The organism is Leyella lascolaii (genome assembly GCF_900079775.1).
Classification (GTDB): Bacteria; Bacteroidota; Bacteroidia; order Bacteroidales; family Bacteroidaceae; genus Prevotella; species Prevotella lascolaii.
The window spans coordinates 44,208-58,571 of sequence record NZ_LT556038.1; the positions used below are offsets into that span (position 1 = coordinate 44,208).

Annotated in this window: 6 protein-coding genes; all 6 read right to left on the reverse strand. The window is 52.6% G+C overall.

Annotated elements, in window-relative coordinates; translation table 11 throughout:
• Positions 1 to 311: 311 nt before the first annotated feature.
• A complete protein-coding gene (locus BN4609_RS06010) occupies positions 312 to 2,630 on the reverse strand; it encodes a glycoside hydrolase family 3 N-terminal domain-containing protein (protein WP_068856332.1) in 2,319 nt (772 codons plus the stop codon).
• A 15-nt stretch (positions 2,631 to 2,645) separates the two neighbouring features.
• Positions 2,646 to 3,902 carry a hypothetical protein gene (locus BN4609_RS06015; protein WP_068855694.1) on the reverse strand — a complete coding sequence of 419 codons (1,257 nt, stop codon included), beginning with the start codon at positions 3,900 to 3,902 and terminating at the stop codon, positions 2,646 to 2,648.
• 27 nt (positions 3,903 to 3,929) lie between these two features.
• The gene (locus BN4609_RS06020) at positions 3,930 to 5,600 is read right to left on the reverse strand and encodes a SusD/RagB family nutrient-binding outer membrane lipoprotein (RefSeq protein ID WP_068856334.1); all 1,671 of its coding nucleotides are present in this window, start codon (positions 5,598 to 5,600) and stop codon (positions 3,930 to 3,932) included.
• A gap of 14 nt (positions 5,601 to 5,614) precedes the next feature.
• Complete coding sequence (locus BN4609_RS06025) at positions 5,615 to 8,803, reverse strand: SusC/RagA family TonB-linked outer membrane protein (RefSeq protein ID WP_068855695.1); 3,189 nt, start codon at positions 8,801 to 8,803, stop codon at positions 5,615 to 5,617.
• A gap of 11 nt (positions 8,804 to 8,814) precedes the next feature.
• Complete coding sequence (locus tag BN4609_RS06030; RefSeq protein WP_068855696.1) at positions 8,815 to 9,651, reverse strand: glycoside hydrolase family 16 protein; 837 nt, start codon at positions 9,649 to 9,651, stop codon at positions 8,815 to 8,817.
• A 236-nt stretch (positions 9,652 to 9,887) separates the two neighbouring features.
• Positions 9,888 to 13,862 (reverse strand): hybrid sensor histidine kinase/response regulator transcription factor, encoded by a 3,975-nt coding sequence (locus BN4609_RS06035; RefSeq protein WP_068856336.1) that lies wholly within the window; start codon positions 13,860 to 13,862, stop codon positions 9,888 to 9,890.
• Between the last annotated feature and the right edge of the window lie 502 nt (positions 13,863 to 14,364).

Consider the following 14,364-nt stretch of genomic DNA (forward strand, 5'->3'; position numbering starts at 1 on the left):
TCAGTCTGCCTCACATACCTTTTCCGCACCTCTGCCGTAATCCTTTCTCGCGCTTTTTCAGGTATATCCTATAACATTCCCTATCATTATGGAATGTGGTTTGTATTAAACCCGAATCGGTCATTAGGACGTATATATTTGGATAAATCTTTATTTCACATACTCTCCGGGCTGTTGCCGCGTTCAAGCCGCCGGTATGCTACCCGTCCCACCGCACAGCATCGCGCTGCATATACGGTGAAGACGGGAGCCATACCGTGCGCTTCCAACTCATGAAAAAACCATAGCCTCCCTGTCGGTCAGGTTTTTCATCATTTGTTATGAGTGTCCCATTTGTGGGTCTCGGTGCATTCCAGATAGAGAATCTTGTCTCCAGCCTGCATCCTGAATTTGCCTTTCTCGAGTATCCATTTGCCGTCCGCACCTACAAAGGCGAGGTCGCTGCCTTTCAGGTTGAACGACACGGTGCGCTTCTCGCCCGGCTTCAGCTCTATCTTTCTGAACGCTCTGAGACGCCGGTTCTCCGGAGTGAGCGACGCAACCATGTCGCGGCTGAAGAGCATCACCGTCTCCTTGCCTGTCATTGTCCCTGTGTTGGTCACATCGACAGACAGGGTTATGTCGTCACCGGCTGTGAATGTGTCGGCTGAAGTCCTGAAGTTGTCGTAGCCGAACGTGGTGTAGCTCAGTCCGTAACCGAAGGGCCACTGCACTGATATAACCGCGTCGTAGTCGTAGGCACCGTCCATCTTGTCCATCTCCTCGCTCACGCGATAGTCGTATGTGGTGAGAGCCGCCGGATCCTTCGGGTATGTATAGGGCATTTTAGCGCTCGGGTTGGTTTTCCCCGAGAGTATTCCGGCAAGCGCGTCCGCACCGTAGTTGCCGGGCAGCAGAATGTTGACGACAGCCTCCGCGAGCGGTTCGATGTCGCTGATGATGCGCGGTCGCCCCTCGTTGAGGATGAGCACGACGGGCTTTCCTGTCCGGGCGAGAGCCTTCACGAGGTCGCGCTGGTTGGCGGAGAGCCTGAGGTCGGAAAGGTTTCCGGGAGTCTCGCAATAAGAGTTCTCGCCTATGCACGCTATTATTACGTCGGCTCCGGCAGCCGCCTCCACGGCTTTCTCTATCTCGGGAGGATTCTCCTCGTAGTAGTTGCCTTCCGGAACATAGGTCACTCCTTGCTCGAGCGTCACGTTGTCCTTGCCGAACTCGTCGCGCAGAGCCTCATAGATGGTGTTGTTGTCGGCTGCGTAGCGGTCGGCAATGTGTCCCTGCCATGAGTAGCTCCATCCTCCGTTGAGGCATCGCATGGAGTTGGCGTTTGGTCCGGTGACAAGCAGTCTTGTGCCTTTCTTCAGCGGCAGGATGCCGTTTCTGTTCTTCAGCAGCACCTCAGACTCGCCTGCGGCTTTCACAGCCAGTGCCTTGTGAGCCTCCGACGCGAACTCCGGGAAATCCTTCATGTGCGTCACGGGAGTGTCGAACAGCCCCAGCCTGTACTTCAGACGGAGCACGCGGCGCACGGCATCGTCTATGCGGCTCATCGGCACACGGTGTTCCTCGACAAGCTCTTTGAGCAGAGTGCAGAAGTCGAGGTCGTAAGGTTCCATCGCCATGTCTATTCCGGCGTTTATGGCAATCTCTATAGCCTCTTTCTTGTCTGCGGCGACATGCTCGCGTGTATAGAGGTTGTTGATGTCAGCCCAGTCGGTGACGAGCATGCCGTCCCAGCCGAGTCCTTCCTTGAGCCAGCCTGTCAGAAGCTCCTTGTCGGCATGCATCGGCACACCGTTCACGCTTCCGCTGTTCACCATTATTGTAAGCGCGCCAGCCTCGACACAGGCTTTGAACGGAGCGAAACATTTTTCTCTCAGTTCGGATACGGGGATGTAAGCCGGCGTGCGGTCCTTTCCGGTCCTCGCCTGACTGTATCCCATGTAGTGCTTCACTGATGTGGCAATCCTGTCGGAAGGTATGTGGTTGGGGTCGTCGCCCTGAAAACCGCGTACCGCCGCGCTTCCCATTATGGCGTTGACGAGGCAGTCCTCACCGTAGTTCTCCCATACTCGCGGCCACCGGGGGTCTCTCGCCATGTCGACGGTGGGCGAATATGTCCACGGACAGTTGGCAGCCCTGGTCTCGTAGGCGGTCACTCTGGCGGCGTCGTATGCCAGCTGCGGATTGAACGAAGCCCCGATGTTGATGTTCTGCGGAAACAGCGTTCCGCCGAGCGTGTAGGTCGTTCCGTGGTTCTGGTCGAGTCCGTAGATGCACGGAATGCCGATTTCCTTCATCGACACTTCCTGTATCAAGCCTATTATCTCCTGCCACTTCTCAGGCGTCTGGGCTACCGGTCCGGGCGCGTTGAGCACCGAGCCCACCTTGAATTTGGCGATGGCGTTGTGGAGCTTGTCCCTGTCGAGCCTGAACTCGCCGTCTTTCCATTCGCCGAGAACGTCGATGGAGAGCTCTGTCATCTGACCTATCTTCTCCTCGAGAGTCATTCTGCCCAGAGTATTCTCAATCTTCCTCTCTATTTCTTTGTCCGGACGTATTGCCGGAGACACAGCCTGCGAGGCGCAGGCTATGCCGATGGTTGCCGTCAGAGTCATATTTCTTAATGAAATCATAATACTTTCCGTTTATTTTAAAACCACTGAATCGATGTATATACCGTGTCCGGTGACGATGAATCCGTCTTGCTCCATTATCATGCCGAGCACATCCCGGGTGAGTGTGAATTCGTATACTCCGGCTCCGTCCACGTCAGCCTTGTCGGCTCCGGGCAGTGCTGTCCACCATGCGGTGGTGGGTTGCAGCTGATGGTAGGTGTCTTCCGGATTTGTGGAATAGTGTATAGCCATGACCGTACCAGCCTTCACCGTGGCGAACACGTCCTTGTCTATGAGATTGAACGTCTTGTTTGGGTCACCGTCAGCGAGCCCCCACGACACGTAGTGATGCCCTGACCATAACACCAGCTCGGTCGTTACGGATAGCGGCATCTGCTCAACAACCGACTTGCCTTGACAGAACCTCACCTTGCCTCCGTCTTTCGTGGTTCCTGTAAGAGTGTATTCGCCCTCGGCAATTGCGGGGAACATCATCCTTATCGTGTCTGATGTCTGATGAGTGAATTGCCTTATCTCCGTATCGCCTACTTTCAGCGACGCTATCTTGTCGAGATTTATTCCGGTCAGAGTCCACTCCGCGTCTGCCCGCGCGCGTCCGGCTCCAGATGTGACGAGGGCTGTTTTGCTCACCGTGACAGTGTTTGCGCCGAACTCTTCTCCGTCCGTGTCTGTAAGGAAAACCCTGTGCGTGCCGTCCTCAACGTCTGTCGGTACGGTGTATGTGAGGTGTGGAGTGCCGCCTTCTGTCGAATAGGCGGCAGGGGAGGGAGTGCTGTTGCCGATTCTTACGCTTCTCACCTGTTCGAGATTGTCGCCGTAGAGCACAGCCACTGTGCCCGGAGCTACAAAGCGTTCGTAGCCCTTCTCGGCTGACCAAGGGTCTCCGTCGAGCGGGTTCACCCTTATGAGCCCCTCGCGTGAGGTGGATTTCCCTTTCACCGTTGTCGCAACCACTTTCATCGTGTAAAGCCCAGCTGGCAGCCCGATGTCTATGCTGTCGCCTTCGGCAGCCTTGTCGCCGTCTATATACCATACCACGTCGGTGTAGTCGGCTGGTGTCACGGTGAGCGTCATCTTGAAGTTGGCGTCGCGGCTGATGGCGGCGATGACGGGCAGCTCCCCGTTCTGTCTGTCGGGGAACATGGGTGAAAGGATGTGCGGCTCGTCATCCGGTCCTACCGTAGAGAACGGATCGTCGTCGCTACAGGAAAGGCATATCATGCACAAAGGCAGCATTGCCGTTAATAGTCTCAGTATTGATTTCATAGTTGTTTCTTGTTTTATTATTATGAATTATTCAACGTCCCACCATACATGGGTGTTCCAGCTGTCCTTGCCGCCCATGCGTTTGAGAGCCTCGTCATATCCGGGTTTGTTGTAGGATGATTCGAGAGTAGGGTAGCAAAGCCTTACGGGTATGTCCTTTCCGCCTGTGAGATATTGTCCGAAACCGTACTCGGCGGGCGATTTGAGGCGCGGATAGCCGGAGCGGCGCACGTTTGCCCAGCATTCTGCGGGGTTGGTGAAGTGCAGTATCCATGCCTGGGTGTTTATCGCAGCTTTAGCCTGTTGCTCGGTGTGGCCTATGCCGTTGTCGGCTATGTATGCGTTGAAGTCGTTGTCGGATATTCTGTCGTAGCCGTAGTTGTCGGCAAGGAAGTCCATTGCCGCGCGCACTCCTTTGCTGTAGAACCCTTCCACCGTCCCTCCGGTATTCCATTTCTTCAGTGAAGCCTCAGCAAGAAGCAGGTTCACTTCAGCGCATGTCATCACCACGCCGGGGTTGTCGCCGCGGAGGAAGTTGTTTGCAAGCTTCGGCTCAGTCTCGCGTGCCATCGTGGTCTCTACAGACGGGTTGGTCTTTGCTATCTCTTTCATCATGTCGCTGTCATATCCTTGCGGCCACGGGTCGTAGGAGAAAGCTCCAGGCTGACAGGGGTTCATGGCTATGCCCTTACCGGTGATTTCGTCTGTAAGGTCTATCCGGTTGTCGGGGCTTGTCTGGCTCATGAGCCCGTCATAATAGAATCTGGCTATCATGAATGTGCGCGGGTCTTTCGTGTTGTAAAGCTGGTTGAAGAACGTCGAACACAGATAACTCGGGTTGTTGGCGGGGTCGTTGCCGAACAGGAGCTGCGACAAGGCGTTGCCTCTGTAGTCGGTGTAGGAGTCTTGTCCGAAGCTGAACGATATGTCCATGTATTTTATCAGTGCGTCGTCAGAGCCCGATGTGAGCACTCCGCCTTCAGAGGCGAGCGCGTCCTCAAATTCCTTCCGCGCCTTCTCGGGTGCTACGTCGGATATGCGCATGGCGTAGCGCAGTCTGAGAGAATTGGCGAGCTTTATCCATTTAGCCACGTCTCCGTTGTATATCACGTCGCCCGTTATTCTGTCGTTGGCGGCGTCCAGCGCGGATGCGGCATCTTTCAGCTCGGTGAAGAAATCGTTGTATATGTCTTCCTGCGTGTCGTATTTCGGGTTGTATATCTCTTTCAGATAGCCTAACCCTGCCTCGCTGTATGGCGCGTCTCCGTAGATGTCCGTGATGACTGACATCATATAGACGCGGTAGATGCGCAGTATGGCGTTGATATTCTTTCTGTTCTCATCCTCCGCGCTGCGATGGATGGCGTCTGTGAGGTTCTTTATGGCTTTCGGATAGAACGACGTCCATATCCTGCCCATCTCGTTGTTGTCCACCGTGTGGCGTCCTCCGTAGTTGGTGGTGTTCCAGCATCCCATGAGCTGTTGGGTGAAAGCATACAGGTAGTTGCGGTATATCTCCACCATACCGAGGTCGCCGTATGTCTGCAGTTCGGCTGTCGTGAGTTGCGCGTTGGGGTCTATGCTGTTGGCTTTCGACTTGTCTGTGTTAAGGTCTTCCATGTAGCTGTCGCTGCACGATGAGCTTATTCCAGCCAGCAATGCCGCAGACAATATAATAAAAGTCTTTATCTTTCTCATTGTTCCCATGTTGGTTAAAATTTGATATTAACGTTTATGCCGTAGCTCTTTCTTGAAGGCAGAGAGCCGTATTCGAGCCCCATTCCGGTGGTGTTGTTGTAGTTGGAGTCCGGATCGATGTTAGGAATGTTTTTCCAGACAATGAACGGGTTTCTCGCAACAAACGATACCGACATGTCCTGAATCACTTTGCCCAGCCATTTCTTCGGCAACTGGTATGCAAGTACTATCTCGCGGCACTTCACGTAAGAGTTGTCGTAGATGAACATTGACGGTGCGTTGCGGCACACACTCATCCAGTAGTCCTCCGGATTGATGATGATGTCGTTCTTGCGGTAGGTTCCGTCGCCGTTGTCTATCACTCCGGGAGCTACGAATCCTCCCGTCGGATTCCATTCGGACGAGCCCTTCGGTATGCCGGCTTCCTGACGCAGCTCTTCTGAGTGATACCATTCGTCGCGACCTTTAAGCGTTGCCGGACTCTTTCCTGACTCGTGCGCGGCACGTGCGGACATAGAGTACAGGTCGGCACCGACCTTGATGTCGAACAGTGCGGAGAGTGAAAGGTTCTTGTAGTGCAGTGAAGTGCTGATGCCGCCTGTCCAGTCCCATGAGGCGTTACCGAGCACATGGTTGCTCTTGTCATACTTTGGCAGACCTGTCTGAGGGTCTATAATGATGTCTCCGTTTTTGTTTCTCACGAAGTCGGGACCTACAATCGAGCCGAAGTTCTCGCCCACCTTGGCTGCTATCTGTACGTCGAGCCATGAGGCTTTCTCGAGTTCGAACATGTCCATATTGTCTACAAGCTTCTTCACTTTGTTGCTGTTCTTGGAGAAGTTGAAGTTCAGGTCCCATGCGAAATCGCCTGTCTGGACCGGGCGGGTGTTAAGAGTTATCTCAATACCTTGGTTCTGTATCTCTCCGGCATTTATGAGACGGTAGGTGTAACCGGTAGCCCAGCTGCTCGCAATTCCCATAATCTGGTCCTTGCTTATCTGATTATAGTAGGTGAAGTCAAGCCCGATGCGGTTGTTGAGAAACTTCGTCTCAAAGCCTATCTCAAACGAGTTTGTCCTTGTGGGTTTCAGGTTCTTGTTAGGTATTGTCTCGTTGTTGATGTATCCGATGGTATAGCCCGGATATGTGAACTTTGATTTTGTGTATACCAGACCTAACTGATAAGGGTCGGTGTCACTTCCCACTTGTGCCCACGACATGCGTATCTTGCCGTACGGCAGGATGTTTTTCCTGTTGATGAGTTCGGAAAACACGAAGCTGCCTGAGACCGAAGGATACACGTATACGTTGTTGTTCAGCGGCAGTGTGGACGACTGGTCGCCGCGCAGGGTGGCGTCAAGGAACACGAGACTCCTCCATCCGAGATTCACAGAACCGAACAAGGAGTTTATCTGTTTGCGGTAGCTATTTTGCTCGATGCTTGTCTCGTTGAAGCTCATTATGGCTATGACGTCGGGTATCTGCATGTCTTTAGCTGTGTTGAGTGTGGTTTTGTTGTCCACCTTATATATGTTTCCGCCGAATGTTCCGGTGAAGTCGAAGTCGTCCCAGCGGTTGTTGTATGTCGCGAGAAGCTCGAAGTTGTACATCTTGTTCTCGAACTTGCTGTCCTGAAGATAACCCGATTCGTATCCGGGAGTGGTCGGAGCCTTGAAGTCCTCGAACGAGAACCAGTTGAATTCTGCACCTGCCGTGCCCTTAATCTTCAGATGGGGATTGATGTTCCACGTAGCTGACGCATGCAGACGGAACAGGTCTTTGTCCGAGTTATTGGAGTTCTTGTATACGTCCCAGTACGGGTTCACGTTGTAGGGATCCATTCCGTTCCAGTTGGAATATTCTCCGTTCTTGTCCTGATAGGTGCGCAGCCACGCCTGATTGTATGTCGTAGCAAGTGTCATGAGGTTCTTTCCGATGTTCGACTTGCTGTCTCCCAGAGCCGGACGGTTCTTTACTCCTTCGTGCGTATAGTTGACAGAGAAGTCAAGATCCACCTTTCCCAACGTGGAGTTCGACCTCAGATTGAATATGTCGCGGCTCATGTTTGTGTTTGGAACGATGTCTTTGTTTCTCATGTCGGTGAATGTGAAGCGCATTCCGGTGGTCTTGTTGCTTGACGATACGGTGAGTGTGTTGTTGGCAGTCACACCTGTGCGGAAGAAGCCGGAGATGTTGTCGGGAATGATTAGGTAAGGACGCTTCACCCCGTCGAAATATTCCAGCATGTTGCTGCCGTCTGCCTTTGGACCCCAGCTCTTGTTTGTGTTGGACACGGCGTCAATGCTGTATGTGCCGTTGCTGCCCATACCGTATGTCTGCTGCACGTCGTTCCATCTGGAGAGCTGCCTGTCTATGGTCAGCGTTCCGTTGTATTCTACGGAGAACCGTTCGCCTTTGCCTGCCTTCTTTGTCGTGATGAGAATCACGCCGTGGCTTGCGCGGCTTCCGTAGAGGGCAGATGCCGCCGGACCTTTCAGCACCGACATTGTCTCGATGTCGTCGGGGTTGATGCTTGATATGCCGTCTCCAAGGTCGTAGCCGCCTGATGTTCCGGCGCTGCCGAAGTTGGTGTTGTCCAGCGGCACACCGTCAACGACATATAGCGGCTGGTTGTTTCCGGTCATCTCTGTGTTGCCTCTGAGCAGCACTCTTGTCGAGCCTGACGGTCCGCCTGCTGTCTGGCTCACCACGAGACCCGCCACACGGCCTGCCATCGAGTTGATGACGTTTGTCTCTTTAGCCTTCTCGAATGCTTTGCCGTTCACTTCGTCGAGTCCGTATCCCAGAGCCTTGCGGTCTCTCTTTATTCCCAACGCCGTGACAACCACCTCATTGAGCAGCTTCGAGTCTTCCTCAAGCACTATTGTCATCGGTTTTGCCGAGGCTGTCACCTCCACTGTCTTCATTCCGATGTAGCTCACAACGAGTGTGGCTCCGCTTCCTACGTTCAGTGTGAAATTGCCGTTGATGTCGGTTAAAGTACTGTTTGTCGTGCCTTTCTCAGATATGGAGGCACCTATGATAGGACCGGTATTGTCTTTTACGATACCCGTCACTTTGATTTGTTGTGAACCAATCTGCATCGGAGCAGAGCCTGTCGCGGCTGACGCCTGTGCCATTACAGGCATGCCGCCGGCAAGTGTTCCGCACAACATAATCCTTGAAAAGAAACTTACATTCATGCGTTTAAACTTTAATTATGTTCAGTCAGTTTTATCCAGTCTACATACATGGTTGCCTTTGTCCCCTTCTTCAGAACCGTAATGCTGCCGCTGTCGGTTATTCCGGTGAACGTTCCTCCCACGGCAAGGTTGAACAGTATGAAGAAGTTATCGTGGAAGTAAGGATTGTCTTTGATGTCGAACGAGTGGAAAGGTTTGCCGTCAATGGATATGGCGGCGCGCGTCTCGTCCCACGTAAGCGTGTAAGTGTGATAACCGCCGTCCTGGAGGCTGGAGCCGACACTGGCGGCATGGTATTGCTGTTCGTGCGATGCCGGGCTCTTGCCGAAGTGTATTGCCGTGTTCACACGTGATGAGGCTGTGCCGGTGGCAATCCCTTCCTTGTCGCCCATCTCCATTATGTCAATCTCTCCGCAAGCCGGCCATTCCTTCCCGTTGTCGCCCATCATCCAGAATGCGGGCCACAGTCCGTCTGCCGTCTTGGGCAGTCGGATGCTCGCGCTGAGCGTGCCGTATCTGAAGCTTTTCTTCCCCTTGGAGTTTATTCTTCCCGATACTATCTTGCCGTTCTTCCATTCTGCCGTCAGCATGAGCACGGACCTGCCGCCGTCCTTTCCCACCTTCACCTGCTCAGGGCTGTATGCCTGCAGTTCCTCGTTGGTCCATCCGGCTTCGTGGGTTTCCTTTGTCCATACAGAACTGTCGAACGTCTTGAAGTCGTCGAAGAACACCACGTCCTCTTCCGTTCCTGTGGCTGCGCCCTTACTGTCGGAGTCTTCCTGTCCGGAAGCGCATGCCGTAAATACCGCACATATAAATGTGAGAGTAAGACTTACTTTTCTGTTCATTGCTTGTTTGTTGTTAAGGTTATGATAAATTTATGACATTAAGTTTTCGGGTCTTCTGTCTCAATCCGCTGTCAAAAGTAGTAAGCCTTTCCTTATATGAGGGTTTGATGGCTGTTATTTATGGGTTTGATTCTTGTTATTTTTCATAATACGCTCGCTGTCAGTATAATAGAAAAGGTTTGAATGCCGTTTTTTCTGCATTCAAACCTTCATCTCAGCGTGTTCAGAAGTAAGTCTTAATCTGTTTCTTCCGCATATCGGCTTGGCTGTATGCCAAAATACTTCTTGAAGACGGTGCTGAAATATTTCACGTTTATGAATCCCGTAGCCTCTGACACATCCACTACCGAACCGCCGTTTTTAAGCAGTTCCGCAGCACGTTCAAGGCGTATGATGCGTATGAACTCCTGCGGAGCTCTTCCGGTGAGCGATTTCAGCCGACTGTAGAACAGCGTGCGGCTCATCGCCATCTCCCTGCACAGCGCGTCGATGCTGAAATCAGTGTTGCTTATGTTGTCCAGCACGATGTCTGTGGCTTTCTCAACGAACATCCTGTCATTCTCAGACAGAGACATCACATTCGCCTCCCCGTCCTCAGTGGAAGCCGCTCCCTGACTGCGGTCTTTATCCATAGAGCCGGTGGCGTCGGTCTTTCTGACCGCATGACGGAGCAGACAGTCGCGCATGCGCCGCCTGTTTTCTATCATGCCTTTAATCTTCAGCTTCAGTATCTCGGTGCTGAAAGGTTTTGTGAGATAGTCGTCAGCACCCTTCCGCAGACCTTCCACCACTGCCTCGTGGGTTGTCTTTGCCGTCAGGAGTATTATCGGAATGCCGGAAGTCTCGGGCTTTTCCTTCACGATGTTGCAGAAGTCGTCGCCTTGCATGCCGGGCATCATGACGTCAGATATGATGAGGTCGGGGTAGGCGGTCTCCATGTATGCGAGCGCTTCGGCTGCGTTGGGCTTCTCCACCACCCTGTAGTCAGCCGAGAGAGTCTTGCACAGATAGTGCCGCAGGTCGTCGTTGTCTTCCACGACAAGTATTGTCTCACCGTTGTCGCCGTATCCGTCGTATGCCGGAATGTCGGAGGGCAGCACCTCGTCCAGTATGTTGTCGAAGGACGACTGGCGCGAGCCAGGCACCGCCCGGGCGAATGTCCTGTCGAGCGTGACGGTGAATGTGGTCCCGACACCTTCTTTGGAAGAGAACCTTATCTTGCCGTTAAGGAAGCTGACGACGCGCTGCACCTGCAGCAGTCCGAACCCGAGACCGTGCTCCTGCGACTCGTACGCGTTTCTGGCGCGGTGTATGTCGGAGAAGATGTGCTTGTGCTCGTTCTGCGGTATTCCTATGCCGGTGTCCTCTATCCTCACGGTTGCCTTCTTGTTGTCGGCGGTCATGCTTATCCTTATGCTGCCTCCGTTGCCGGTGTATTTGCATGCGTTGGATATGAGGTTGTCGAATATGATCTCGAGCATGCGCTGTGTGGCTTTCACGCAGACCTCGTCCTCGGGCAGCGACAGCGACATGCTCAGTCCCTTCCTGTCGCATACCGCCTGGAAACATGCGGCTTCTTCCGTGAGCATCTCGCAGAGGTTGACCGGCACAAGCCTCGTTCTGTTAAGGTTTCTTCCTATCTTCTCAAATTCAAGCAGCTGCGATGTCAGGGAGTAGAGCTTCCTTATGTTGGTGTTTGCCAGCCCGAGCAGATACCTCGCCTTGTCCGGAAGGTCGGTCTCGTTGAGCAGGTCCTCCAGCGGTGCCATGACCAGAGTGATTGGCGTGCGTATGTCGTGCGATGTGTTGACGAAGAAGTTTATCTTGTCGTCATAGTGCCGCTTCTGCATCTGATACAGCTTGTAGCGTGTGGCAAAGTATCCTATCAGTACTAATATAATAATGTAGCACAGCCACGCCCACCACGACATCCACCATGGAGGGAGTATGGTCAGCCCCACGGTTTTCTCGTCTATCACCTTTCCCGTGCTCTTGCTCATGCTGCATACGCGGAACGTGTAGCTGCCCGGCGTCACGTTCTTGTATCGTGCCGACTGCGCCCTGCCGGCGTCGCTCCATCCCTTGTCGTAGCCCTCAAGTATGAAGCGGTAGACTATGTCGTTCTGGTAGCGCAGGTTTATCGATTCGAAATTGATGTCGAAACTGTTCTGGCTGTGTGTGAGCCTTATTTTTTCTGACGCGAGCATATTGAAGACCGAACTCATGAACCCGGGGTCGTTGCTGTAAGGCACGTCCACGTCGAACTTCGTGATGCGCAGCGGCGCGTCGTAGTCAACCCTCGTTATTTCAGACGGATTCAGCTCCACCGCACCGTTGGTGCTGCCGAACAGTATCCTGCCCGAGGCTGTCATGACGCATGAGGATTTGTTGTATTCCTGGCTTATCCTGCTTATGTAGTTCAGGTTCCATATCTCCCCGCCGTTCATAACAGCTATTCCGTTGCCCGTGCTTATCCATATCCTGCCTTCCGAATCGCGCTTCAGACCGAATATGTCGTTTGACGGCAGACCGTCGTTAGAGGTGATGTGCTTCTTTATTTTGCGCTTTAAGAAGTCGTAAAGCAGTATTCCTCCGCCCTCGGTGCCGAGCCATACGGTATGGTCGTTGTTGAACAGCATGGATATGATGTACGCGCTCACGTTCTTGCTCATCTGCTCCTTTGCCGACGCGAAATGTCCGATGCGTCCCGTCCTTTTGTCTATGATGTAGAATCCGTCGGACGTAGCTGCGGCTATGCGTCCCTTTCCTAATGTCTCGAAAGAGAATATCTGTTTTACGGCGTACGTCCTTCTTAGCCGCCATCCGCTGTCCAGGTGCATCAGGTCACCGTCTATGCTGCCCACCCAGTAGTCGCCGTCGGTGTCTTTCTTTATGGAGAATATGTAGTTGGAAGTGATGTTGTCGGTCTGCCTTGTGAGATGTCTCGTCACGTTGCCTTTGCTGTCTGTGACGAATATTCCGCTGGCGTAAGTGCCTACAGCCATCTCTCCTCCGTTGCCGCGGCACAGCGACACGCACACCTTTCCGGGCAGAAGGTGCCGCCATGTGCGGTTTGCCGGACTGTAAACACTTATCCCTCTTTCGGTGGCAAACCACATGCTGCCGTCCTGTCCTTCGGCAATCGACTTCACGTTGTCGTTCACAAGCGACTGCCTTTCCTTGTGTCTGTGCGTGATGAAGGTTATCGGATACTTTGAGAATATCACTTGTGAGACACCTCCCGTATAGCTTCCTATCCACAGATTCCTCTGACTGTCCTTGAACGTTGTGTATATGCCGCTGCTCGTCAGGCATGCGTCGCCGCCGCTGTCGTCGGAGTCTATGAGCCTCTTTATGCTCATGTCGCTGTAGCTGTAGGTGAATATCCCGCTTCCGTCTATGCCCACTATCAGTGTGTCGGAGTCGTATTTTATTATCGAGCGTATCGGGTTGTCGAATATGTCCGTGGCTGTCGGCACATGCGTCAGGGCTCCTGTGCCAAGGCTCAGAATCCACAGCCCGCTGTTGAACGTACCTATAAAAAGATTGTTCCTCTCTCTGTCATGATACAGAGTCTGTATGCTCTTCCCGTCGAGAAGTCCTTTGACGTGTCTGCCGGAGGTGTCAGTGATTTTCAGTCCTGCGGTTGTTCCCAGATAGAGAGTGCCGCCTAAAGACACGATGTCGTTGACGTCCAGTCCTGCGATGCATTTCCTCACCCTGTTGTTTTCCTTCACGTATAGTCCGGAGGTGAGTCCGAACAACTCCTTCCCGTCCTCCGTTATATGATATTTGTTAAGGGTTATGTTGCCGGACATATACCTTGACAGTTGTGTCTTCAGCTCAAACCTGTCATACACGTCAGAATACTGATACACCTTTCCCGTGTTGTCATATGCCAGCAATGCTCCGTCGGGCAAGTAAAGGAGCTGTATTATCCTTGCCGCAAGGTCACCGTAGTTGTGCTCGTCCGACAGTCTGTAGTTCCTCATATGCTGTCCGTTATATCGGTCTATGCCCGATTTCGTGCTTATCCATATGGCGTGATGCCTGTCTTCCACTATCGAGTAGACACGCTGGCTGCTCAGTCCGTCGGTGTTGCTCATGTGTCTTACGCTTGATACGGTGAGGCTCATGCCGTGGCATAACAGCGGTTTGCAGGCTGCGAGGACGGACATCAGTATGCAGGTTAGTAATATCTTGTTTCTCATATCAGTAAGTATTGACTTGATGTGTGTGTGATTCATGCACATAAGTAGTAATGACAAAGATAATGCAAACGAGCGGAAAGAAAGCTTGCTTTCAATTTCCCGAGTGCCGCTTATCTTATACAAAGATAATGAAAGCGAGTGCAATGAGATCTTGCTCTTGTATTGCCGTGCGCATCTTATCTTATACAAAGATAATGAAAGCGAGTGCAATGAGATCTTGCTCTTGTATTGCCGTGCGCATCTTATCTTATACAAAGATAATGAAAGCGAGTGCAATGAGATCTTGCTCTTGTATTGCCGTGCGCATCTTATCTTTGACAAAGATACAAATAAAATAATTACACAGGCTTCAATGAGCAGAATTTTTTACCCGTATGCGGCGCGGTGACGCTTTAATATGATGTTGTGAGCCGGTGACGGGTGCGTCAGTTGTCGCATCACATCGCTGTACGCGATGGCAGAGCGTATGAAAAAAAGACGGTGTTGTGAGCCGTTGTGCGAT